The sequence below is a fragment of the Arenimonas caeni genome, from assembly GCF_003024235.1.
Taxonomy (GTDB): domain Bacteria; phylum Pseudomonadota; class Gammaproteobacteria; order Xanthomonadales; family Xanthomonadaceae; genus Arenimonas; species Arenimonas caeni.
Map to the genome: position 1 here is coordinate 77,649 of NZ_KZ679086.1, position 23,522 is coordinate 101,170.

20 protein-coding genes are annotated in these 23,522 nt (G+C 69.7%); 13 read left to right on the forward strand and 7 right to left on the reverse strand.

Translation table 11 applies throughout. The annotated features are described in order from the left end of the window. Positions 1–71 precede the first annotated feature (71 nt). A complete protein-coding gene (locus C6N40_RS04555; protein WP_106989828.1) occupies positions 72–1,181 on the forward strand; it encodes a GGDEF domain-containing protein in 1,110 nt (369 codons plus the stop codon). Positions 1,182–1,188: 7 nt separating this feature from the next. Here C6N40_RS04555 and C6N40_RS04560 read toward each other — a convergent pair whose 3' ends face one another. From C6N40_RS04560 to C6N40_RS14245, 5 genes are all read right to left on the reverse strand, one after another. Further along, positions 1,189–1,578 (reverse strand): VOC family protein, encoded by a 390-nt coding sequence (locus C6N40_RS04560; RefSeq protein WP_106989829.1) that lies wholly within the window; start codon positions 1,576–1,578, stop codon positions 1,189–1,191. Continuing rightward, positions 1,578–2,918: a dihydrolipoamide acetyltransferase family protein gene (locus C6N40_RS04565; RefSeq protein WP_106989830.1), complete on the reverse strand. Its 1,341-nt coding sequence runs from the start codon at positions 2,916–2,918 to the stop codon at positions 1,578–1,580. The genes C6N40_RS04560 and C6N40_RS04565 overlap by 1 nt, the downstream gene beginning before the upstream one ends. A gap of 12 nt (positions 2,919–2,930) precedes the next feature. Beyond that, entirely contained in the window at positions 2,931–3,911 is a 981-nt protein-coding gene (locus C6N40_RS04570) for an alpha-ketoacid dehydrogenase subunit beta (RefSeq protein WP_106989831.1), read from the reverse strand. Between the two features lies 1 nt (position 3,912). Beyond that, the gene (pdhA, locus tag C6N40_RS04575) at positions 3,913–4,986 is read right to left on the reverse strand and encodes a pyruvate dehydrogenase (acetyl-transferring) E1 component subunit alpha (protein WP_106989832.1); all 1,074 of its coding nucleotides are present in this window, start codon (positions 4,984–4,986) and stop codon (positions 3,913–3,915) included. Between the two features lie 107 nt (positions 4,987–5,093). Beyond that, positions 5,094–8,252, reverse strand: a complete 3,159-nt coding sequence (locus C6N40_RS14245) for a lamin tail domain-containing protein (RefSeq protein WP_205208544.1) — start codon at positions 8,250–8,252, stop codon at positions 5,094–5,096. 150 nt (positions 8,253–8,402) lie between these two features. Between C6N40_RS14245 and C6N40_RS04585 the strand changes: the two genes are divergently transcribed. The 4 genes from C6N40_RS04585 to C6N40_RS04600 all read left to right on the forward strand — a co-directional run bounded on the left by C6N40_RS04585 (position 8,403) and on the right by C6N40_RS04600 (position 13,844). Further along, positions 8,403–9,263, forward strand: coding sequence for a tryptophan 2,3-dioxygenase (locus C6N40_RS04585; protein ID WP_106989833.1), 861 nt, complete (start codon positions 8,403–8,405; stop codon positions 9,261–9,263). A 60-nt stretch (positions 9,264–9,323) separates the two neighbouring features. Then, entirely contained in the window at positions 9,324–10,913 is a 1,590-nt protein-coding gene (locus C6N40_RS04590; protein ID WP_106989834.1) for an AbgT family transporter, read from the forward strand. A 1-nt stretch (position 10,914) separates the two neighbouring features. Beyond that, the gene (locus tag C6N40_RS04595) at positions 10,915–12,159 is read left to right on the forward strand and encodes a DUF819 family protein (protein WP_106989835.1); all 1,245 of its coding nucleotides are present in this window, start codon (positions 10,915–10,917) and stop codon (positions 12,157–12,159) included. A 101-nt stretch (positions 12,160–12,260) separates the two neighbouring features. Continuing rightward, entirely contained in the window at positions 12,261–13,844 is a 1,584-nt protein-coding gene (locus C6N40_RS04600; RefSeq protein WP_240183445.1) for a peptide MFS transporter, read from the forward strand. A 93-nt stretch (positions 13,845–13,937) separates the two neighbouring features. On the opposite strand, the gene C6N40_RS04605 is transcribed toward C6N40_RS04600, so the two are convergent. Next, positions 13,938–14,390 (reverse strand): MarR family winged helix-turn-helix transcriptional regulator, encoded by a 453-nt coding sequence (locus C6N40_RS04605; protein ID WP_106989836.1) that lies wholly within the window; start codon positions 14,388–14,390, stop codon positions 13,938–13,940. 83 nt (positions 14,391–14,473) lie between these two features. On the opposite strand from C6N40_RS04605, the gene hppD reads away from it, so the two are divergent. From hppD to maiA, 4 genes are all read left to right on the forward strand, one after another. After that, a complete protein-coding gene (hppD, locus tag C6N40_RS04610) occupies positions 14,474–15,559 on the forward strand; it encodes a 4-hydroxyphenylpyruvate dioxygenase (RefSeq protein ID WP_106989837.1) in 1,086 nt (361 codons plus the stop codon). Between the two features lie 127 nt (positions 15,560–15,686). Further along, positions 15,687–16,979 (forward strand): homogentisate 1,2-dioxygenase, encoded by a 1,293-nt coding sequence (gene hmgA, locus C6N40_RS04615; protein WP_106989838.1) that lies wholly within the window; start codon positions 15,687–15,689, stop codon positions 16,977–16,979. A 25-nt stretch (positions 16,980–17,004) separates the two neighbouring features. After that, a complete protein-coding gene (locus C6N40_RS04620) occupies positions 17,005–18,000 on the forward strand; it encodes a fumarylacetoacetate hydrolase family protein (RefSeq protein ID WP_106989839.1) in 996 nt (331 codons plus the stop codon). Between the two features lie 340 nt (positions 18,001–18,340). Then, positions 18,341–19,009: a maleylacetoacetate isomerase gene (maiA, locus tag C6N40_RS04625; protein ID WP_106989840.1), complete on the forward strand. Its 669-nt coding sequence runs from the start codon at positions 18,341–18,343 to the stop codon at positions 19,007–19,009. Between the two features lie 7 nt (positions 19,010–19,016). On the opposite strand, the gene C6N40_RS04630 is transcribed toward maiA, so the two are convergent. Then, on the reverse strand, positions 19,017–20,144 hold the full coding sequence (locus tag C6N40_RS04630; protein ID WP_106989841.1) for a PilT/PilU family type 4a pilus ATPase: 1,128 nt from the start codon (positions 20,142–20,144) through the stop codon (positions 19,017–19,019). A gap of 138 nt (positions 20,145–20,282) precedes the next feature. On the opposite strand from C6N40_RS04630, the gene C6N40_RS04635 reads away from it, so the two are divergent. From C6N40_RS04635 to C6N40_RS04650, 4 genes are all read left to right on the forward strand, one after another. Then, positions 20,283–20,600 (forward strand): hypothetical protein, encoded by a 318-nt coding sequence (locus C6N40_RS04635; protein ID WP_162782081.1) that lies wholly within the window; start codon positions 20,283–20,285, stop codon positions 20,598–20,600. A gap of 2 nt (positions 20,601–20,602) precedes the next feature. Continuing rightward, the gene (locus tag C6N40_RS04640; protein ID WP_106989843.1) at positions 20,603–21,550 is read left to right on the forward strand and encodes an OmpA family protein; all 948 of its coding nucleotides are present in this window, start codon (positions 20,603–20,605) and stop codon (positions 21,548–21,550) included. Positions 21,551–21,809: 259 nt separating this feature from the next. Next, positions 21,810–22,028, forward strand: coding sequence for an HP1242/YdcH family protein (locus C6N40_RS04645; RefSeq protein WP_106989844.1), 219 nt, complete (start codon positions 21,810–21,812; stop codon positions 22,026–22,028). A 113-nt stretch (positions 22,029–22,141) separates the two neighbouring features. After that, complete coding sequence (locus C6N40_RS04650; protein WP_106989845.1) at positions 22,142–23,512, forward strand: pyridoxal-phosphate dependent enzyme; 1,371 nt, start codon at positions 22,142–22,144, stop codon at positions 23,510–23,512. Positions 23,513–23,522 lie beyond the last annotated feature (10 nt).

Below are 23,522 nucleotides of genomic sequence, written 5' to 3' on the forward strand. Positions count from 1 at the left end.
GTCGCCGCGGGCGTCAGTGAACCTGACCCCCTTCTTGGCTAGACTGGCGGCGAACGAGCGCGGAGGTCCTGATGAAGACACAGGTTGCCCCGTCCCTGCTGCCGGCCGGCGTGCCGCCACTGCCGCCGATCCCGGACGAGGAGGCGCGGCTCGCCGCGCTGAACCGCTATCGCATCCTCGACACCCTGCCCGAAGGCGTCTACGACGACGTCGTCGACCTGGCGCGTGCGCTGTGCGGCACGCCGCAGGCGGTGCTGACCTTCATCGACGAGCAGCGGCAGTGGTTCAAGGCGGCGGTGGGCCTCGACGGCGAGGGCACCGACCGGCGCATCGCCTTCTGCGACGTCGCCATCCGCACGCCAAAGACGGTGACGGTGGTGGAGGACGCCAGCCAGCACGCCCGGTTCCGCCATTACCCGCAAGTCACCGGGCCCGACCACCTGCGCTTTTATGCCGGGGCCCCGCTGGTCACGCCCGACGGCCATGCGCTGGGCACGGTCTGCGTGGTCGACACCCAGCCGCGCTCGCTCAGCGATGCGCAGGCCCGGCAGCTGCAGTCGCTGGCGCGGCTGGTGGTGCAGCTGCTCGAGGCACGCCGGCGCGAGCTCGACAGCCAGCGGCAGCTCGCCGAGCGCGAGCTGCACCAGCGCGAGCTGATGCGCTACCAGCGCGAGCTGGAATCGAAGAACACCGAGCTGGCGGAGGAAGCGCGCCGCGACGCCCTCACCGGCCTGCTCAACCGCGGCGGCCTGAGCCAGGCCGCGCGCGCCTCCACCGCCCGCGAGGGCGACGCGTTCACGGTGGCGGTGCTCGACCTCGACCACTTCAAGCGCATCAACGACACGCTCGGCCATGCCGCCGGCGACGAGGTCATCCGCGTCGCCGCCGAGGAGATCCAGCGCGGCGTGCGAGGCAGCGACGTGGCCGCGCGCTACGGCGGCGAGGAGTTCCTGCTGCTGATGCCGGCCACCACGCTCGACAGCGGCGTGGCGGTGGTCGAGCGCATCCGCGCCGCGATCGCCGCGCGCGCCGACCTGCCGGCGCCGGTGACGCTTTCAGCCGGCCTGGCGGCCGGGCTGGCGGGCCGCGATACGCCCGATTCGCTGTTCCAGCGCGCCGACCAGGCGCTTTACCTGGCCAAGCGGCGCGGCCGCGACCGGGTCGAAGTGATCGACGACTAGCGCGGCCTCAGCCGTGCCGGGTGGCGTTGCGGGCGTCGAGGGCCTCGCGCGCCCGCACCACGCAGAAGCGCTGGCCGGTGGGCGCCTGCAGCACGATCCAGCGGCCGTTGCGCGGGCGTGCCACTTCCGTGGCGCCCAGGGCCACCAGCCGGGCCGCCTCGGCCTCGATGTCGTCGCTTTCCACGTCCAGGTGCACGCGCGAGGGATGCTCCACGCGCTGCACCTCGATGTGCAGGCCGTGCCGGCTGCCGTCGAGCCGGGCGTAGCGGCCTTCGCCGCCTTCGTCGGGGTCGAGCACCGGCAGGCCGAGCGCCGCCGACCAGAAGCCCGCGGCGGCGTCGAGCACCGCGTCCTCGCAGTCGATGATGAAACCCGCGAGGCGGCTGTGGTGCGGCATCAGCGCGCCTTCTGCAGGTCGTCGAGCAGGGCGCGCAGGAAGCGCGCCGCTTCGCCGCCGGTGGCGGCGCGGTGGTCGAAGGTGAGCGAGATCGGCATGATCCGGTGGGTCTCCAGCCCGCCCAGCACCGGCACCACCGCGTGGTGCAGGCGGCCGGCGCCGACGATCGCCACGCAGGGCGGCACCACCACCGGCGTGGCGTACTTGCCCGCGAACACGCCGAAGTTGCTCAGCATGATGGTGTAGTCGCGCAGCTCTTCCGGCGGCAGCGAGCGGTTCTTGACGCCCTCGCGGATGCGGTTGATGGCCTGGCGCACCTGGTGCGGTTCGAGCCGTTCGGCGTTGCGCAGGTTGGCCACGAACAGGCCCTCGGGCGAATCGACCGCGATGCCGACGTCGACGCGGGCGTGGCGGCGCAGCGTGCCCTCCTTGGCGTTGAGCCAGGCGTTCATCGCCGGCTCGGCGGCCGAGGCGACGGCGATGGCGCGGATGATGCGCGCCATGATGTCCTCGCCCGGGGCCCAGGCGTTGATGTCGGCGTCATCCATCAGCGACGTGGGCACGACCTCGGCATGGGCCTGGGACATCGAACGCACCATGTTGCGGCGCACGCCGCGGATGGGCTCGTCGACGTCGTAGGCGACCTCGGCCCTGGCGGCCGGCGCGGCACGCGAGGGCGCCGGCGCTGCGGCCGGGATCGGCGCCGGGGCCAGCGCCGGGGCCGCCTCGCGGCGCGCGGCGGGCGCCGGCGCGCCGAGCGGCGCGCTGCCTTCGGCCGCGGCCTTCTTCACGTCGGCCATGGTCACCACGCCATCGGCGCCGGTGGGGCGCACGCGGGCGAGGTCGACCTTGAGCTTCTTCGCCAGGGCGCGCACGGCCGGCATGGCCTTCACCCCGCCGACGGCGATGGCCTGCTCGCTGCGCACGGCGTCGGAGGACTGCATGGCGCCCACGACGGTGCCGGCGTCGCCCGACTTGGGCATCTCTTCGCTCTTTGCCGCCGGAGCGGCTTCAGGCCCGGCGACGGGCGCAGCGGCAGGCTTGTGGCCATGCGAATGGCCGGTGTCCTGCGCTTCGGCGCGCTGCGGCAGCGAGGGGTCGAGCTCGACCTCCAGCAGCCAGCTGCCGGTTTCGATCACGTCGCCGGCGCCGCCAGCCAGGCGCAGCACCTTGCCCGAGTAGGGCGAGGGCACCTCGACCACGGCCTTGGCGGTCTCCATGGACACCAGCGGCTCGTCGAGCTTCACGACGTCGCCCACCTTCACCAGCCACTCGACGATCTCGGCGTCGGGCAGGCCTTCGCCCAGGTCCGGCAGCAGGAACAGCTTCTTCTCGCTCATGGTCTGGTTTCCTCAGCCCGCCGCCAGCGTGCGCTTGGCCGCCGCGACGATCTTGTCCACGCTCGGCAGGTACTTCATCTCGAGGCGGAACAGGGGGATGTGGGTGTCGTAGCCGGTGACGCGCTCGACCGGCGCGAGCAGGTCGAACATCGACTCCTCGGCCAGGCGGGCGGCGATCTCGGCGCCGAAGCCCGCGGTGCGCGGCGCCTCGTGGATGATCACGCAGCGGCCGGTCTTGGCCACCGACTCGCGGATGGTGTCGAAGTCCAGCGGCGTGAGCGTGGCCACGTCGATGACCTCGGCCTCGATGCCCTCGGCGGCCAGGGCCTCGGCGGCCTCGAGCGTTTCCTTCACCTGGGCGCCCCAGGTGACGAGGGTGACGTCGCCGCCGTCGCGCAGCACGAAGCACACGTCCAGTGGCAGCGCTTCGCCGTCGTCTGGCACCTCTTCCTTGTACTGGCGGTAGATGCGCTTGGGCTCCATGTAGATGACCGGATCCGGGTCGCGGATCGCGGCCAGCAGCAGGCCGTAGGCGCGCTGGGGCGAGCTGGGCATGACCACGCGCAGGCCGGGCACGTTGGTGAAGATGGCCTCGTTGGCCTCGCTGTGGTGCTCCGGCGCGCGGATGCCGCCGCCCCAGGGCACGCGCAGCACCATCGGGCAGCTCAGGCGGCCGCGGGTGCGGTAACGGAAGCGCGCCGCGTGGCAGATGATGTGGTCCACCATCGGGTACATGAAGCCGTCGAACTGCGCCTCGGCCACGGGCTTCATGCCCTGCGAGGCCAGGCCGACGGTGAGGCCGGCGATGGTGGTTTCGTCCAGCGGCGTGTCGATCACGCGCTGGTCGCCGAACTGCTGCTGCAGGCCGGCGGTGGCGCGGAACACGCCGCCGTTCACGCCGACGTCCTCGCCCAGCACGACCACGGTGTCGTCCTGCTTCATTTCCCAGGCCAGGGCCTGGGTGATCGCCTCGATCAGGGTGATGGTCGCCATCTCAGCGGCCCTCCCACTTGATCGCGTCGGCGCGCTGCGCCTCGAGTTCGGCGGGCAACTCGGCGTACAGGTAATCGAACATGGCTTCCACCGGCTGGACCTTGGTCTCGAGGTAGGCGTTGACCTCCTCGTCCACGCGCTTGCCGCATTCCTCCTTCCAGGCGGCCTCCTCGGTCTCGCTCCACAGGCCCTCGCTGACCAGGAAGGTGCGCAGGCGCGACATCGGCTCGCGCTCCCAGGCGGCCTTGACCTCGGCGTCGTCGCGGTAGCGGCGGGCGTCGTCGGCCGTGGTGTGGTCGGACAGGCGGTAGGTGACCAGCTCGAGCACCGAGCCGCCGTGGCCGTTGCGGGCGCGCTTGAGCGCGTGGTCCATGGCCGCGCGCACGGCGATGATGTCGTTGCCGTCCACCTGCACGCAGTCCAGGCCGCCGGCGATGCCCTTCTGGGCCAGCGTCTGCGCGCCGGTCTGCGCCTTGCGCGGCACCGAGATCGCCCACTGGTTGTTGATGATGCACAGCACGAAGGGCAGGGAATAGGCGCCGGCCGAATTGATGGCGGCGTAGGTGTCGGTCTTGGAGCTGCCGCCGTCGCCGACGCAGGCCACGGCCACCCGCGGCTCGCCGCGCAGCTTGAAGCTCAGGGCGGCGCCGGCGGCGTGCAGGCACTGGGTGGCGATGGGCACGCACCAGGGATAGTCGTGCGGCGGGCCGGAGAAGTTGTTGCCGCGCTCGTCGCCACCCCAGTACATCAGCACCTCGCGCGGCTTCACGCCGCGCATGAACTGGGCGCCGTACTCGCGGTAGCTGGGCGCGAACACATCGTCGTACTGCATGGCGCTGCCGATGCCGATGTGCGCGGCCTCGTGGCCCAGGCAGCTGGCATAGGTGCCCAGCTTGCCGGTGCGCTGCAGCGCCACGGCCTTGGTGTCGAAGGTGCGCACCAGCAGCATCTGCCTGAGAAGCTCGACCAGGTTGCGGCGGTCTTGCGCGAATTCCGGCAGGTCTTCCCGCACCAGGCGCCCGTCGGGGCCGAGGTATTGCAGGTGTTCGATCTCGAAGGCGGCGACTCGTGACATCGGATCCTTCCTCTGTTCAATCCCCGGGATGATAGCCAGCCCGCCGCCCCAAAGCGAAACGGGCGCCCGAAGGCGCCCGTTCGCTGGCGTAGGGTGGCCCGGCCGGCTCAGGGCCGGTCGCCGTTCCTGACGAGGCGCCCAACCACCTGCACGCTGGCCGATGCCTGGTCGTTGCCGGCCTGGGTATCGTTGCTCCGGGTATCGACGAGCGCGGAGAGGCCCAGCGTTTCATCGATGGACTCGCGGTCGGCGAGCAGGGCGAAGCTCAGCACCTCGAACTGCTGCGCCGGCAGCGCCCGGTCCCGCGTACAGGCCAGCCGGCTGCCGCCGCCATCGGCCACGGGGGCGTCGCACTGCCAGCCCGCCGCGCCTACCGAGACCAGGGCCTCGGGCGCGGCATCGAACCGGATCTCCAGGCTCGGCTCGATCGCTGCCGAGGGTCCGTAGTTGCGCACCACCACGCGGAAGTTGGCGACGGTGTTGGCACGCACGAACTTCAGCGGACGCAGCACCCGGACGCCGACGTCGGTGTCCAGGAAGCCCGGCACCACCAGCTCGGCCACCAGCGGGTCGTGGTCGGAACTGCGCACCGGCACGTTCGGGTCGTTCTCCAGGTCCACGGCGAAGTCGGCGTTGACGCGGGCATGGTGCAGGCTGGGCACGGTGGCCTCGAACACGGCCTGGTTCACCAACGCGTGGTCGAGGGTCTGGGTGTTGCCCTCGAACACGTACGAGTACTGCTCGGCCGCCGGCTTGGTGGTGATCAGGTTGGTGAGCGGCACGGTCACGGCGCTGGTGCCCGGCACCAGCACTTCATCGGCCGGGGCCGGCTCGCCGGCGATGATGCCCATCACGTCCACGTAGCCATCGCTGAACTCGAAGGCGTTGTAGTCGCCGATCAGCACCAGCGGCTGTGCCGGGTCGGCCTGCTGGATCGCCTCGACCAGCTGCGACACGCGCTCGGCCTGCTGCCGGCGCTTCTCGCGGGAGCGGTTGCCGGTGGTGCCGTAGGTGGCGTTCGAGCCGAGGTTGTTGACGTCGAGCAGCGAGAGCGTGTGGTTGAGCAGCACGGTCAGCGGCAGGCTGCTGTCGGCGTCGTGGTGCACCACGGCGTCGAGCTGCAGCGGCGGGCGGTCGAACAGCTTCAGGCTCGGGCTGGTCGACAGGTCGGGCGCCACCAGCAGCTCGTCGACGAAGTGCTCGACCACGTCCAGCACCTCCACGCGCGGGCTGCCGCCGTCCACCGGCGCGGTCTTGACCAGGTAACCCAGGCGCTGGCTGCCGTTGGTGGACAGCAGGTAGGCCTCGTACTGCGGGTTTTCCGGGCAGAAGCCGAACTCGTCGGTGTTGATGGCCTGGGCCAGGCGCTGGGCGGTCTCGAGGTTGGCGATCTCGACCAGGCCGACCACGTCGGGCAGGTAGAGGTACTGGCAGAAGACCTCGGAGAGCTTGGACAGGCGCGCCGGGTCGACCGAGGCGCCGCCGCTGAGGTTCTGGATGTTGTAGCTGGCCACGCGCACCGAGCCGTCGGCCGGGGCCGGCACGGCCGAGACGAAGGCGCCGCCGCTGGCGACGATGCCGCTGTTGTCGCCCAGCAGCAGGGTGAAGTCGCCGCGGTCGTAGTACATCACGCCTTCCATGCCCTGGAGCGTGGTGCCGGCATCGAGGTTGAGCGCGGTGCCGCCCTCCAGGCCAACGCTTTCCACGCGCAGGCGCTCGGGGTTCTTGTCGAACAGCGGGATCGACTTTTCGGCCGGCAGCGGCACCGCGTCGAGCGCGGCCACGCCGGGTTCGCGGGCCGGGCGGGGCACGCCGGGCAGGGTGACGTGGAAGTCGCCGAAGCCGTTGGTCGGGCCGACCACGACCGCCTCGGGCAGCTGCACGCGCATGCCCTGGTAGCGACCCAGGGCGTCGAGTGCGACGCCGGGCGCCAGCACGCCGGCGTCGATGACGACCCGGGCGGGCAGGGCGTTGCCGGTGGACAGCACGGTGGCGCTGGCGCTGCCGAGCTGGGTCAACGGGAAGCCGTGCGGGGTGCGCGAGAACTCGCTGACGCGGGCCGCCACGCGCAGGCGGTTGCCCACGGCGGCCTCGGCCGGCGGCGCCGAGTTGGTGAACACGAAAACGCCCTCGGCCGTGGCCGGGTCGAGGTCGACTTCCGCGTCGGCGCTCTGGATGAAGTAGCCGTTGGAGCGGCGGGCGGTGACGATGCCTTCGGTCACCACCTGGGTGCCGACGGCCAGCGGCGAGCCGACGCCGGTGCCCTGGATTTCGTTGATGGCGACGACCTGAACCACCTGGACGGAGACGCCGTCGCTGTCGTTGGCCGCGTTGGTGTCCTCGGCCGGCGGGGTGCCGGTGACGGTGAATTCCAGCGGGCCGGGGGTGCCGGCGTCGACCGTGTAGGTCAGCACGAAGTCGATCGAGGAGCCCGCGGGCAGCGTGATGTAGCAGTTGACCGGGTTGGGGAGCGCGCAGCTGCCGAGGGCACCGCCCGAAACGTTCTCCCAGGTGGTGTTGGTGAGGCTCAGGCCCGTCGGCACGGTCTGGCTGGACGAGACGCTCGAAAGGTCCACCGTTCCGGTATTGCTGAAGGTGGTCCGGACCGCGAAGGATTCACCCTCTGCGACCAGGGCGGGCGTGGCAGAGATCGCCACGCCGTAATCCGGCGCCGGCACGACCGGGCCGCAGCTGGCGGCGTGCGCGCCAAGGCCGTCGAAGGTGTCCTGGGCGAAACCTTCCCACTCCACGGCCGGGTCGAAGGCGTCGCTGCCGTCGGTGTCGCCGGCGCAGATGGCGGCCTTGCGGCGGATCGAGTTGTCGGCCGTCGAGGCCAGGCCGCTGCCCCACTGGGTGCCCGGGTCGAAGCCGACCTGGCCGATCACGTCGATGACGGTCGTGCCCTTGCGCAGCACCACGGCGTCGTCGCCGTTGAAGGTGACGCTGCCGCTGGTCTGGTCGGCATTGTCGAGGATCGCCTGCACCGAGGAGGTGTTGGCCAGGACGTAGACGTCGCCATCGGCCACGGAGCCGGTGAGGTTGATCGTCTGGCCGGCGCTGGCGCTGCCGTTGAAGAAGAGCTGCAGGTTGTAGCCGTTGGCGGCCAGGTCGATCGCCGCGCCGGTGCCGTTGTAGATCTCGACGGCCTTGTTGTTGCTGCTGCCTTCGACGTATTCGGACAGGAACAGCTCGGTCGGGGCGCCCAGGGCGGCCGCGGGCAAGGCGAGGGACGCAAAAAGGGCGTACAGGCGCGTTCTGTGGCGCATCATTCTGACCTCGGAAAGGAGTCGGGACTGTCGGCGGTCCGGGCACTTCCCCGAGGGGTCCCCTGCCAAACCGTGACAGAATTCGCAGTGTATATCGGAAAATGCTGCGCTCGCATGACAGACTTTTCCTACCCCGCCCCGGACCCCGCCATGACCCAGCCCCCGAACCTGCGCGCCCTGGAACAGGGCATCACCACCGACCTGCGCGACCGCCTGACCTACGGCGGCTACCTGCAGCTCGACACCCTGCTCTCGGCCCAGAAGCCGCTCTCGGACCCGCCGCACCACGACGAGATGCTGTTCATCGTCCAGCACCACGTCTCGGAGCTGTGGCTCAAGCTGATGATCCACGAGCTGCGCGCCGCCCTGGCCTGCCTGCAGCGCGACGAGCTCGACCCGATGCAGAAGATCCTGGCCCGGGTGAAGCTGGTGCAGCGCCAGCTCACCGAGCAGTGGTCGGTGCTCGAGACCCTCACCCCGGCCGATTACCTGCAGTTCCGGAGCGTGCTGGGCCCGGCCTCGGGCTTCCAGTCGCTGCAGTACCGGCTGGTCGAATTCCTGCTGGGCAACAAGAACGCCGACATGGTGAAGGTGTTCTCGCACGACCCTCGCGCCACCGACGAACTGGCGGCCGTGCTGCACGCGCCCAGCCTGTACGACGAATTCCTGCGCCACCTGCACCGCAAGGGCTATGCGATCCCGGCCGGCTGCGTGGAGCGCGACTGGTCCCGGCCCTACCAGCGCGAGCCGGCCCTGGTGCCGGTGTTCAAGACGATCTACGAGGACACCGACACGCACTGGGAGGCCTACGCCACCTGCGAGCAGCTGGTGGACGTGGAGGCCAGCTTCCAGCTCTGGCGGTTCAGGCACATGAAGACGGTGGAGCGGATCATCGGCTACCGCCGCGGCACGGGCGGCAGCTCGGGGGTGGGTTTCCTCAAGCAGGCCCTGGACCTGACCTTCTTCCCGGAGCTGTTCGAGGTGCGCACCGTGCTGGGGCAGCCGGGCTGATGCCCCGGCGCCCCGGGGACTGCTAGCATCCGGGCCTCGCCTGATTCCCGGAGCCCCGCGATGAGCCAAACCCCCGCCACCACGCCCGACGCCCCGCGCACCTGGGTCGTACGCGCCCTGGACCGGGTCGAGAAGATCGGCAACAAGCTGCCCGATCCGGCGATCCTGTTCCTGCTGCTGATGGTGGCGGTCTGGGTGGTTTCCTGGCTGCTGTCGGGCGTGGCCTTCGAGGCCATCGATCCGCGCACCGGCAACCCCATCCAGGTCAGGAACCTGCTCGAGGGCACGGCGCTGACCGCCTTCGCCTCGTCCATGGTCAACACCTTCGTCACCTTCCCGCCGCTGGGCGTGGTGCTGGTGGCGATGCTGGGCCTGGGCGTGGCCGAGCACACCGGCTTCATTTCGGCCGCGCTGCGCGCCGCGCTCACCGTGACCCCGCGCATGCTGCTCACCCCCGTCCTGATCGGCGTGGGCATCCTCAGCCACATCGCCGTGGACGCCGGCTACGTGCTGGTGATCCCGCTGGGCGCGGTGATCTTCTACGCCGCCGGCCGGCACCCGCTGGCGGGCATCGCCGCGGCCTTCGCCGGCGTCTCGGGCGGCTTCTCGGCCACGATGGGCATCCCCAGCAGCCTCGACCCGCTGCTCTCGGGCCTGACCCAGACCGCGGCGCACCTCACCGACCCGACGGTCTCGGTCAACCCGCTCAACAATTTCTTCTTCACCACCGCCTCGAGCGTGCTGATCATCCTGGTGGGCTGGTTCCTCACCGACCGCGTCATCGAGCCGCGCCTGCGCGGCACGCCGGTGGACGGCGATGCCTCCGAAATGCCCAGGCTCGACCCGCTGGCGGCCAGTGAGAAGGGCGGCCTGGCCTGGGCCGCGGCGGCGATGGGCGTCACTGCGCTGCTGTTCGCGCTGACCCTGCTGCCGGAAGCCTCGCCCTGGCGCGCGCCGGAAGGCACGCCGCTGCTGCCCGGCCAGAGCAACCTGCTGGTGTCGCAGGCGCCGCTGATGCAGTCGATCGTGCCGCTGATCTTCGTGTTCTTCCTGGTGCCGGGCGTCGTGTACGGCATCGTCTCGGGCTCGGTGAAGAACCACCGCGACATCGTCCAGGGCATGGCCAAGGCCATGAGCGGCATGGGCTACTACGTCGTGATGGCCTTCTTCTGCGCCCAGTTCATCTGGGCCTTCGGCCAGAGCAACCTCGGCGCCCTGATCGCGGTCGAGGGCGCCGGCGGCCTGCGCGCGCTCGGCCTGCCGACCTCGGTGACCCTGGTCGGCATCATCCTGCTCACCGGCTCGGTGAACCTGCTGATCGGCTCGGCCTCGGCCAAGTGGGCGCTGATCAGCGCGATCATGGTGCCGATGCTGATGGAGCTGGGCGTCTCGCCCGACCTGACCCAGGCCGCCTACCGCGTCGGCGACTCGACCACCAACATCATCACGCCGCTGCTGCCGTACTTCCCGCTGATCGTGGTGTTCTGCCAGCGCTACGTGAAGTCCTCGGGCATCGGCACGCTGCTGGCGCTGATGCTCCCGTATTCGATCACCCTGCTGGTGTGCTGGACGGCCTTCCTGCTCGGCTACTGGGCCCTGGACCTGCCGCTGGGCTTCGGCGCCAGCTACGAGTACGTGCCGGTACGCTGACATGGCGGAAACGACCGCGCTGATCACCAACGACATCGTCGTCCTCGGCCTGATCGCGGCCACGCTGGGCCTGATCTTCTGGGCTTCCAGCGGGCCGACGCCGCTGCTCAGGCGCTTCTTCGCGGTCGTCCCGGCGCTGCTGCTGTGCTACTTCATCCCGGCCATCTACAACACGGTCGGACTGATCGACGGCCACGCCACCAAGCTCTACAACCCGGTGGCGCGCGACGTGCTGCTGCCGGCGGCGCTGGTGCTGCTGACGCTGTCGATCGACCTGCCGGGCATCATCAGGCTCGGGCCCAAGCTGCTGGTGGTCTTCTGCGCCGGCACGGCGGGCGTGATGCTGGGCGCCATCGTCTCGTTCGTCGTCATGGGCTGGATCCACCCCGAGACCGTCGCCGGCGATACCTGGGCCGGCATGGCCGCGCTGGCCGGCAGCTGGATCGGCGGCGGCGCGAACATGGTCGCCATGCGCGAGGTGTTCGGCGTCGACGCCACCACCTTCGGCCAGTTCGCCGTGGTGGACGTGGCGGTGGCCAGCCTGTGGATGGCCGTGCTGCTGTTCCTGGCCGGCCGCTCGGCCGACATCGACCGCGCCAGCGGTGCCGACACCCGGGCCCTGGACGAGATGAGGGAGCGCATCGCCGCCTACCAGGCCCAGCATGCCCGCATCCCCAGCCTCACCGACCTGATGCTGATCGTCGGCATCGCCTTCGGTGCCGTGGCCCTGGCCCACGCCGTGGCGGTGCCGATGGCGGCCTGGTTCGACGCCAACGTGTCCTGGGCGCGCCAGTTCAGCCTGCACTCGCCCTTCGTCTGGGTGGTGGTGATCTCGACCTCGATCGGCCTGGGCCTGAGCTTCACCCGCGCCCGCCGGCTCGAGGGCGCGGGAGCGTCGAAGCTCGGCTCGGTGATGCTGTACTTCCTGATCGCCTGCATCGGCATGCAGATGGACCTGCTGGCCCTGCTTGACCGCCCCTGGCTGTTCGCCCTGGGCGTGATCTGGATGGCCACCCACATCCTGGTGCTGTGGCTGGTGGCCCGGGCCCTGAAGGTGCCGCTGTTCTATTTCGCCATCGGCTCGCAGGGCAACATCGGCGCCGCGGCCTCGGCGCCGGTGGTGGCGGCCGCGTTCCACCCGTCCCTGGCACCGGTGGGCGTGCTGCTGGGCACCGTAGGCTACGCGTCCGGCACCTACCTGGCCTACATGGTCGGCCTGATGCTGCGCAGCCTCGCCGGCCAGTAACCGCCGGGGGAGGGCGGGGCGCCCCGTTTGACGCGGGGCGCCTGCTCCGGTACACCTTCGCGCCTTGTTTCACTTTAATTTCCAGGGGAGTAAGCATCCACGTGGCCACCCAACCCAATCTCGCCGAGGGCAAGACCTTCCTCGGCCATCCGCGCGGCTTGTACATGCTGTTCTTCGCCGAAATGTGGGAGCGCTTCTCCTACTACGGCATGCGCGCGCTGCTGGTGCTCTACCTCACCAAACACTGGCTGTTCTCGGACGGCGAGGCCTCGATGGTGTACGGCGCCTACACGGCGCTGGTCTACATCACCCCCGTGATCGGCGGCTACCTGGCCGACCGCTACCTGGGCCAGCGCAAGGCGGTGCTCTACGGCGCAATCCTGCTGACCATCGGCCACTTCCTGATGGGCTTCGAGGGTGATGGCGGCCAGAACACGCCGGCGCTCGACGCCTTCTGGCTGGCCCTGGCCTTCATCATCGTCGGTTCGGGCTTCCTGAAGGCCAACATCTCGGTGATGGTCGGCCAGCTCTATCCGCGCACCGACGTGCGTCGCGACGGCGCGTACACGATCTTCTACATGGGCATCAACCTCGGCGCCTTCCTCGGTTCGCTGCTTTGCGGCTACCTGGGCGAGACCTACGGCTGGAAGTACGGTTTCGGCGCCGCGGGCTTCGGCATGCTGCTGGGCCTGGTGGTGTTCGTGATCGGCAAGCCGCTGCTGCAGGGCCGCGGCGAGTCGAGCAACCCCGCGCTGCTGCGCGAGCGCAAGCTCGGCCTGCCCTTCGAGTGGCTGCTCTACCTGCTCGGCATCGCGATCGTGGTCGCCTGCTGGTGGATGGTCCAGAACCAGGCGGTCGTGGGCTGGGCGCTGGGCATCACCGGCGTGGTGCTGCTGGCCTACGTCATCATCACCGCCGTGGTCCGGCTCGACCGCCACGCCCGCGACCGCATCTTCGCGGCCATGATCCTGATGATCGGCTCGGTGCTGTTCTGGGCCCTGTTCGAGCAGGCCGGTTCCTCGCTCAACCTCTACACCGACCGCTACGTGGACCGGAACATGCTGGGCTGGGACGTGCCGGCGTCGATGTTCCAGTCGATCAACGCGCTCTACATCATCCTGCTGGCCCCGGTGTTCGCCGGCCTGTGGACCTGGCTGGGCCGCCGCGGCCTGGAGCCGTCCGCCCCGGCCAAGTTCGGCCTGGCGATGGTGCAGCTGGGCGCGGGCTTCCTGGTGCTGGTCGCCGGCGCGGCCGCGGTGGCCACCGGCAACCTGACCCCGGTGATGTTCATCTTCCTGATCTACCTGCTGCACACGACCGGCGAGCTGTGCCTGTCGCCGGTGGGCCTGTCGGCGATGAACCGCCTGGCGCCGTCGCACATGGCCAGCCTGGTCATGGGCTGCTGGTTCTTCGCCTCGGCCACCGGCAACTTCGTGGCCGGCCTGATTGCCGCGGCCACGGGCTCCGAGGCCGCCTCCGGCGAGGGCGCGGCGCAGCAGGTGGTTCTGGATGTCTACAGCGAGATCGGCTGGATCGCGATCGCGGTCGGCATCGGCTTCCTGGTCATCTCGCCGCTGATCCGCAAGCTCATGCACGTCGACACCCTGCGCGACGAAGAGCCGTCGCTGCCGGGCCAGGGCGAGCTGGCCGAGCCGCAGGCCGGCGGGACGCATCCCAAGGGCTGAAGCCCCCCGGGGTGAGCCTTGAAGGACGGGTGCGGTTTACTCGCGGAACCGCACCCGTTTCCTTTCGTGCCGGCGAAGGCCCCGTCGTCCGGCTCAGCCGCGGGTGGCGGCCTCGCGCTCTTCCATGCGGTCGAGCAGTCGGAACAGCGCCGCGCGGTCGCCCTCGTCCAGGCCCTCGAGCAGCCGGCGCTGGTAGGCCAGGGCCATGGGCGCCACGTCTTCGTAGATGGCCCGGCCGGCCTGGCTCAGGCGCAGCACCGAGCGGCGGCGGTCGTCGTCGTGGGTCTGGCGTTCGATGCGGCCGGCGGCCTGCAGCGAGGCCACTGCGCGGCTGACCGCCACCTTGTCCATGGCCGTGCGTTCGGCCACTTCCCGGGCCGATAGCCCGTCGCGCCGGCCCAGCACGGCCAGCACCCGCCACTCGGTGATGCCCAGGCCGAACCGGTCGGCATACAGCCGGGCGATGTCCTGGCTGATGCGGTTCGACAGCACCGAGAGCCGGTAGGGCAGGAAGTGCTGGAGATCCAGGATGTCCCGTTCAGGCATTGCGGCACCGCGACTTGCAAATGGTTTCACCTGAAACTATAACGGACGCCTTCCCCCTGCAAGCGGCACCACCGGAGGCCCCCATGAGCGCACAACCGAACCTGGGCATGCAGCCCACCACCTTCGAAAACCCGATGGGCATCAACGGGTTCGAGTTCGTCGAGTTCGCCGCCCCGGCGGGCCGCGGCGAGTCGATGGCCCAGTACCTGCGCAACCTGGGCTTCAGCGCGGTGGCGCGGCACAAGAGCCGCCCGATCACCCTGTTCCGCCAGGGCACGATCAATTTCCTGCTCAACGAGACGGCCGATTCCTTCGCGTCCGACTTCGCGGCCCAGCACGGCCCCTCGGCCTGCGGCTTCGCGATCCGCTTCACGACGCCCTCGGCCGAGGTGCTTGGGCACGTGCTGGCCAACGGCGGCGAGCGCCAGGACCACCGCGCCGACACCCGCGCCGTGGACGCGCCGGTGATCAAGGGCATCGGCGACTGCATGCTGTACCTCGTCGACGACGGCCGCGCCGACCTGTACGCCGACTACGAGCCGCTGCCGGGCGTGGACCAGGCCCCCAAGGGCTTCGGCCTGACCTTCATCGACCACCTCACCCACAACCTGTTCGTGGGCAACATGCAGAAGTGGTCGGACTACTACGAGAAGCTGTTCAACTTCCGCGAGATCCGCTACTTCGACATCAAGGGCGCCAAGACCGGCCTGCTGTCGAAGGCGATGACCGCGCCGGACGGCGTGGTGCGCATCCCGCTCAACGAATCGAGCGACGAGAAGAGCCAGATCAACGAGTACCTGCGCGAGTACAAGGGCGAGGGCATCCAGCACATCGCCCTGTTCACCGACGACATCTATTCCTCGGTGGAGGCCATGCACGCGGCCGGCGTGAAGTTCCTCGACACCCCGGAGACCTATTTCGAGGTGATCGACCAGCGCATCCCGAACCATGGCGAGGACGTGGCCCGCCTGCGAAAGAACTCGATCCTGATCGACGCCGACCCGGAGACCAAGCAGCGCAAGCTGCTGCAGATCTTCACCCAGAACGCCTTCGGCCCGATCTTCTTCGAGATCATCCAGCGCAAGGGCAACGAGGGCTTCGGCGAAGGCAACTTCCAGGCCCTGTTCGAGTCCATCGAGCGCGACCAGATGCGCCGCGGCGTGCTGTAAAGAGCGATTTGGCCACGGATGAACACGGATAAACACGGATAAGTCAAAAGCAAATTCAAATTGCCTTTGCTCTATCCGTGTTTATCCGTGTTCATCCGTGGCAAGAAACAAACCACGGGACCCGACGATGAACCTGAAGTACCTGAGCGGTTTTGGGAACGAGTTCGCTACCGAGGCGCTGCCGGGTGCGTTGCCCGAGGGGCGCAATTCGCCGCAGCGCTGCCCGTACGGGCTGTACAACGAGCAGCTCAGCGGCACGGCCTTCACCGCGCCGCGGCACAGCAACCGCCGCACCTGGATGTACCGCATCCGCCCGGCGGCGATGCACGGCCCGTTCTCGGAACTCGCGCACCCCAGCTTCCACAACGACTTCGGCCATGGCCCGGTCACGCCCGACCAGCTGCGCTGGAACCCGCTGCCGATGCCCTCGGTGCCGACCGACTGGCTCGATGGCCTCTACACCATGGCCGGCAACGGCGGCGCCGGCTGGGGCGGCCTGGGCGTGCACCTGTACGCCGCCAACAAGGACATGGACGGCCGCTACTTCTACGACGCCGACGGCGAGCTGCTGATCGTCCCGCAGCAGGGCCGGCTGCGCATCGCCACCGAGCTGGGCACGCTCGAGATCGAACCGCAGGAGATCGCGATCATCCCGCGCGGCATCCGCTTCAGCGTCTCGCTGCCCGACGGCAGCGCGCGCGGCTACGTGTGCGAGAACTTCGGCGCCATGTTCAAGCTGCCCGACCTGGGCCCGATCGGCAGCAACGGCCTGGCCAACCCGCGTGACTTCCTCACGCCGGTGGCGGCCTACGAAGACCGCGAAGGCCAGTTCGAGCTCGTGGGCAAGTTCCAGGGCAGCCTGTGGCGCGCCGACATCGGCCATTCGCCGCTGGACGTGGTCGCCTGGCACGGCAACTACGCGCCCAGCAAGTACGACCTGCGCCGCTTCAACACCATCGGCTCGATCAGCTACGACCACCCGGACCCGTCGATCTTCCTGGTGCTGCATTCGCCCAGCGACAGCGAGGGCGTGAGCAACATCGACTTCGTGATCTTCCCGCCGCGCTGGCTGGTGGCCCAGGACACGTTCCGGCCGCCGTGGTTCCACCGCAACATCGCCAGCGAGTTCATGGGCCTGGTGCACGGCGCCTACGACGCCAAGGCCGAGGGTTTCGTGCCGGGCGGCAGCTCGCTGCACAATTGCATGAGTGGGCACGGCCCGGACGCGGCCACCTTCGAAAAGGCCACCACCGCGGACCTGTCCAAGCCGGACGTCATCAAGGACACGATGGCCTTCATGTTCGAGTCGCGCAACGTCATCCGCCCGACCGCGCAGGCCCTGGCCGGTGGCCACCGCCAGCGCGACTACCAGGCCTGCTGGCAGGGCCTGGGCAAACATTTCGACCCGTCGCGGCGCTGAGCCGCGCGGCAAACAGGAGCACAGAATGAAGCTGGGATCGCTCAAGGAAGGCGGCCGCGACGGCACGCTGGTCGTGGTCTCCAAGGACCTGTCGCGGGCCGTCAAGGCCACCGGCATCGCGCCGACGATGCAGCGCGCGCTCGAGGATTGGGGCAGCGTCGCGCCGCGCCTGAACGCGGTCTACGAAGCGCTCGAGGCCGGCACGCCGGAAACCATCAACGGCGAGCCGGTGTTCGCCGTCGATTTCGCCGCCCTGGCCGCGCCGCTGCCGCGCGCCTACGAGTTCGTGGACGGCAGCGCCTACCTGCCGCACGTGGCGCGGGTGCGCAAGGCGCGCGGCGCCGAGGTGCCCGAGAGCTTCTACACCGACCCGCTGATGTACCAGGCCGTCAGCGCCGGCTTCTACGGCCCGCGCGACCCGGTGCTGGTGGCCGACGAGGCCTACGGCATCGACCTGGAGGCCGAGGTGGTGGTCGTCACCGACGACGTGCCCCAGGGCGCCACGCCGGCGCAGGCCGCGCAGCACATCCAGCTGGTGGGCCTGGTCAACGACGTTTCGCTGCGCAACCTGATCCCGAACGAGCTGGCCAAGGGCTTCGGCTTCCTGCAGTCCAAGCCGCGCTCGGCGCTCAGCCCGGTCTTCGTCACCCCGGACGAGCTGGGCGAGGCCTGGCAGGGCAACAAGGTGCACCTGCCGCTGGTGACCCACATCAACGGCAAGTGGTTCGGCGCGCCCGAGGCCGGCGTGGACATGCAGTTCGACTTCGCCCAGCTGGTGGCGCACGCGGCCAAGACCCGCCCGCTGTCGGCCGGCACGATCGTCGGCTCGGGCACCGTGGCCAACGAGGACACCTCGCTGGGCGCCAGCTGCTTCGCCGAGCAGCGCACGGTCGAGGCCCTGCGCGACGGCAAGCCCAGCACCCCGTTCATGTCCTTCGGCGACACCGTCCGCATCGAGATGAAGGCCCGGGACGGCAGCGACATCTTCGGCGCCATCGAGCAGCGCATCACCAAGGCCTGAGCCCACCCCGGGCCCTCCTGTTGGAGGGCCTTCGGGCCCGGCTGCCTTTTCGCTGGGCCTTGCGGCCGGATGCCTGGCGGAGTGGCGCCGCCGCGCACGCGTACGACTCGCCGTCCGGCCGCGCGCAAGCGTCATCCATGACCAGCTTACGGCCGGGCGTTGCGGACATCCTGTCCTCCACTCCGTCGAGTCGTACGCGTGCACGCCGCCTCCACCCGCGAAAGTGGCGAGTCGCCCAAGCCGGAACAGCAAAAGATTCGCGCCTGAAGGCGCTCCTACACAAGCGGGGCGGGGCGGGCGTATGCTTGGGCCGGCAACTCAAGGGAAGGGGGCTGGTGGCATGAATGCGGGCTCGATCAGGCTGTATTCCTACTGGCGCTCCAGCGCCGCCTACCGCGTGCGCATCGCCCTCAACCTCAAGGGCCTGCCGCATGAGATCGTGCCGGTGCACCTGGCGCGCGACGGCGGCGAGCAGCACAAGCCTCCCTTCAGCGACCTCAATCCCCAGGAGCTGGTGCCGGTGCTGCTGCACGGCAACCGCATCCTGCGCCAGTCGATGGCGATCATGGAGTACCTGGACGAGACCTGGCCGACCCCGCCGCTGATGCCGGCCACGGCCCGCGACCGCCAGCGCGTGCGCGCCCTGGCCCAGGTCATCGCCTGCGACGTGCATCCGCTCAACAACCTGCGGGTGCTGCAGTTCTTCGAGAACACCTGGAACGTGCCTCAGGCCGAGCGCGAGGCCTGGGTGCGGCACTGGATACAGGTCGGCTTCGAGGCGCTCGAGACGACCCTGTGCGACAACCCGTCCACCGGCGCCTTCTGCGATGGCGAGGTGCCGAGCATGGCCGACTGCTGCCTGGTGCCGCAGGTCTACAACGCGGGCCGCTTCGGCGTGGACATGGCCCCGTACCGCACCATCCGGCGCATCAACGAGGCCTGCCTGGCGCTGGAGGCCTTCGACGCGGCCCGGCCGGAGAACCAGCCGGACGCGCCTGCGGGCAGCTGAGCCGGGCTCAGAAGCCCTGCGACTCCTGGGTCGCGCCGCCGTACATGTCGGCGTAGGGGTCGTGCTCGCCGCTGGCACCCTCGGAAAGGCGGATCTTCAGGGCCAGGCCGTCGCGCGAGTCGGCCTTGCGCAGCGCCTCCTCGAGTTCGACCTTGCCTTCCTTGTAGAGGCGGAAGAGCGACTGGTCGAAGGTCTGCATGCCTTCCTGCAGCGACTTGTCCATCGCGTCCTTGATCTCGTGCACCTCGCCGCGGCGGATCAGGTCGCGGATCATCGGGGTGTTGATCAGGATCTCGGCCGCCGGCAGCCGCTTGCCGTCCTTGCCGATCACCAGGCGCTGGCTGATGACCGCCTTGAGGTTGAGCGACAGGTTCATCAGCACGTTCTTGTGGGCCGACTCCGGGAAGAAGTTCAGGATGCGGTCCAGGGTCTGGTCGGCGTTGTTCGAGTGCAGCGTGGCCAGGCACAGGTGGCCGGTTTCGGCGAAGGCGATGGCCGATTCCATCGTGGTGGCGTCGAGGATCTCGCCGATCAGGATGACGTCCGGCGCCTCGCGCATGGCGTTCTTGAGCGCGTTGTGGAAGGCGTGGGTGTCGAGGCCGACCTCGCGCTGGTTGACGATCGACTTCTTGTGGCGGTGCAGGAACTCGATCGGGTCCTCGATGGTGAGGATGTGGCCGGTGGTGCTGGCGTTGCGGTGGTCGATCATGGCCGCCAGCGTCGTCGACTTGCCCGAGCCGGTGGAGCCGACCACCAGCACCAGGCCGCGCTGCTCCATCACGATGTCCTTGAGCACCGCCGGCAGCTTGAGCTGGTCGATGTTGGGGATCTCGGACTTGATGGCGCGGATGACCATGCCGACCTCGCCGCGCTGCTTGAACACGTTGACGCGGAAGCGCCCGGTGTCCTTGACGGCGATGGCCATGTTGAACTCGAGGTCGCGCTCGAAGGCCGGGACCTGGCCCTCGTCCATGAGCGAATAGGCGATCTTCTTGACCATGCCGGCCGGCAGGCCGGTGTTGCCGAGGGGGTAGAGCTTGCCCTCGACCTTGATGTAGACGGGCGCGCCGGTGGTCAGGAACATGTCCGACGCGTTCTTTTCCGTCATCAGCTTCAGGAAATAGCCGATGTCCATGTCAGTATCCTTGGATCCCCTGTTTCGGTCCCGGTGGGCCGGCCGGCATGGCTACAATGGCCTCGCCCGCACGCCAACCCGCGAATTTTCCTTATGACACTATCCTCGCGAAAAATCCATCTTGCGCTGGTCTTTCTGTTGATTGCATCAACGTCCGCGGCCGCCGACGAGGTGGACGTGGCGATGGCCGCGGCCGAACGCGCGGTGCTTGCCGCCGAAGCCGCGCAGCCGCGCGGACAGGCGGCCCAGGCGCTCGAGCAGGCGCGAGGGCAATGGCTGTCGGCGCAGGAGACGCGCCGCAAGTCCGACAAGCTGCGCCTGGCCGAGGCGGCCGCCGCCAACGCCGACCTCGCCCAGGCCCGGGCCCGCCTGGACGCGGCCCGCGAGGAAGTCGAGAGCCGCGCCGCGCGCAACGCCGACCTGCGCCGGCGCCTGCTGGTCAACCGGGAGAACTGAGCATGGCCATCCGATTCCCGGTCGTCCTGGCGCTCGCCCTGCTGCTGGCCCTGCCCGCCGCCGCCCAGACCACGCACGACGAGGCGGTGGCCGCGCTGGCCGCCGATCTCCAGGCCCTCGAGGCCGACCCCTCCCTGGGCGGGCTGGCCCGGCTCGAGCGCCTGCAGGCGCGCCAGGCCCTGGCCGAGGCCCGCGACGCGCGCCGGCGCGACCGCGAGCACAAGCTGGCCCTGGCCGGCGTGCGGCTGGAGGCAGCCCGGCTGGCGGCCGAGGCCGAACTGCTGGCCGAGCAGGCCGCGCAGCTCGACCGCGAGCGTGACCAGATCATGATCGAGGCCAGCCGGCTCGAGGCCGAGCGCGCCCGGCGCGAGTCCGAACGCCTGCGCCTGCAGGCCCTGGCCCGCGAGGAAGCCCTGCAGCGCGAGCTCGAGCAGTCCGAGGCCGACCGGGTCGCCGCGCTGGAAGCCGCCCAGGCCGAGACCGAGCAGGCCCGCAAGCTGGCCGCGGCCCGGGCCCGGGAGGCTGAACTGGCCCGGCGGGAGGCCGAGCTGGCCGCCGCCATCGCCGCCGACGAGATCACCGACGCGGCGCCGCCGCCGGTGCGCCGCGACGGCGACCGCCGCATCTACACCCTGGCCGGCAACGCCTTCCCCAGCGGCAGCGCCAGCCTGACCGCCCAGGCCCAGGCCAGCCTGCGGGCCCTGGCCGGCCTGCTGGCGGGGGGCGGCGCGATCACGATCGAGGGCCACACCGACAGCCAGGGCGCGGACGCCGCCAACCAGGCCCTGTCCCAGCGCCGCGCCGAGGCCGTGCGCCGGGTGCTGGAGGAGTCAGGGGTCGCGCCGGGCCGCATGAAGGCGGTTGGCCTGGGCGAGGGCAAGCCCGTGGCGGACAACGCCAGCGCCGCCGGCCGGGCCCTGAACCGGCGTGTCGAGATCATCGCCAATTAGTTAAAAATCAATTACTTGTCCCGGTACTTGCGACCCCCGGGGAGGGGGAGTAGGTTCGGAGTCCCGGGGGCCCCACGCCGCCGGGATCACCGAGCCAGGCCGATGAAAGCAGACCTCGCCGCCGCTGATTGCGCTGCCTCCCGAACGGAAGCGGGCGCGTCGTGTGGGGGCGCCGCCCGCGATAACGACCTGACCTTTGTCTCAATCCGCACGCCCCGGCCCTGCCGGGGCGTGTGCGTTTCTGGAGGAGGTCAATCCGATGTTTGAAGGGCAACCGCAACACGAACTCGACGCGCTGATGAAGAGCGACCCGGAATTCCGGCAGCTCTACCACCGGCATCGCGAACTGGACAAGCAGGTGCTCGATGCCGAGCTGGGCGTGCTGCCGCTGGACGACACCACGCTGGCGCGCATGAAGAGGGAGAAGCTCAACGCCAAGGACCGGCTGACGCGGATGTTCGACCAACGACGACACTAGGGTTCCGCCGCGGCGGCGGCGGCCCACCTCGTCGGGTCGCCGCCGCCCGCACTCCCCGGCCCCTTGGGGCGGACTGCTAGAATCAGGCCCCCTCGGTTTCCCCGGTGCTACGCATGGCGGCCCACCAGAACGTTCTCGAGCTCATCGGCAACACGCCGATGGTCAAGGCCCAGCATCTCGACACGGGTCCCTGCGAGCTCTACCTCAAGCTCGAGTGCATGAACCCCGGCGGCTCCATCAAGGACCGCATCGGCCTGAAGATGATCGAAGCCGCCGAGGCCCGCGGCGACCTCAAGCCCGGCGCGCTGATCGTCGAGGGCACGGCCGGCAACACCGGCATCGGCCTGGCCCTGGTGGCCCAGCAGAAGGGCTACAAGCTGCTGCTGGTCGTGCCGGACAAGATGAGCCGGGAGAAGATCTTCAACCTGCGCGCCATGGGCGCCGAGGTCGTGCTGACCCGCTCGGACGTGGCCAAGGGCCACCCGGACTACTACCAGGACATGGCCGCGCGCATCGCCGCCGGGACCCCGGGCGCCTACTTCATCAACCAGTTTGGCAACCCCGACAACCCGGCGGCCCACGAGCAGGGCACCGGCCCGGAGATCTGGGCGCAGATGGACGGCGACATGGACGCCATCGTCTTCGGCTGCGGCAGCTCGGGCACCATGACCGGCCTGTCGCGCTACTTCGCCAAGGCCGCGCCGCACGTGGAGCTGGTGCTGGCCGATCCGGTCGGCTCGATCCTCACCCAGTACATCAACGAGGGCGTGCTGAGCACCAAGTCCGGCAGCTGGATGGTCGAGGGCATCGGCGAGGACTTCCTGCCCGACATCTCCGACTTCAGCCGCGTGAAGAAGGCCTACGCCATCTCCGACAAGGAAAGCTTCCTGGCCGGCCGCGAGCTGCTGGTCAAGGAAGGCGTGCTCGGCGGCAGCTCCAGCGGCACCCTGCTGGCGGCGGCGCTGAAGTACTGCCGCGAGCAGACCACGCCGAAGAAGGTGGTGGTGTTCGTCTGCGACACGGGCAACAAGTACCTGTCGAAGATGTACAACGACTACTGGATGCTCGACAACGGCTTCATCGAGCGCCCGCAGCACGGCGACCTGCGCGACCTGATCCTGCGCCCCTACGCGCAGCGCGACACCGTGGTGGTGGGGCCGAACGACACCCTGCATGTCGCCTACCAGCGCATGAAGATGTACGACGTCTCGCAGCTGCCGGTGATGGACGGCGAGAAGATCGTCGGCATCGTCGACGAGTCCGACGTGCTGCTGCACGTGTACGGCAACGAGGCGCGCTTCCGCGACAGCGTGGCCAGCGCCATGGTCAGCCAGCTCAACGTGCTGCCGGTCACTTCCCCGATGGAGTCGCTGCTGCCGGTGTTCGAGCGCGGGCAGGTGGCGATCGTGGTGGACGGGTCGAAGTTCCTGGGCCTGATCACCCGCATCGACCTGCTCAACTACCTGCGTCGCCGGGTGCAGTGAGGGCGGGCGC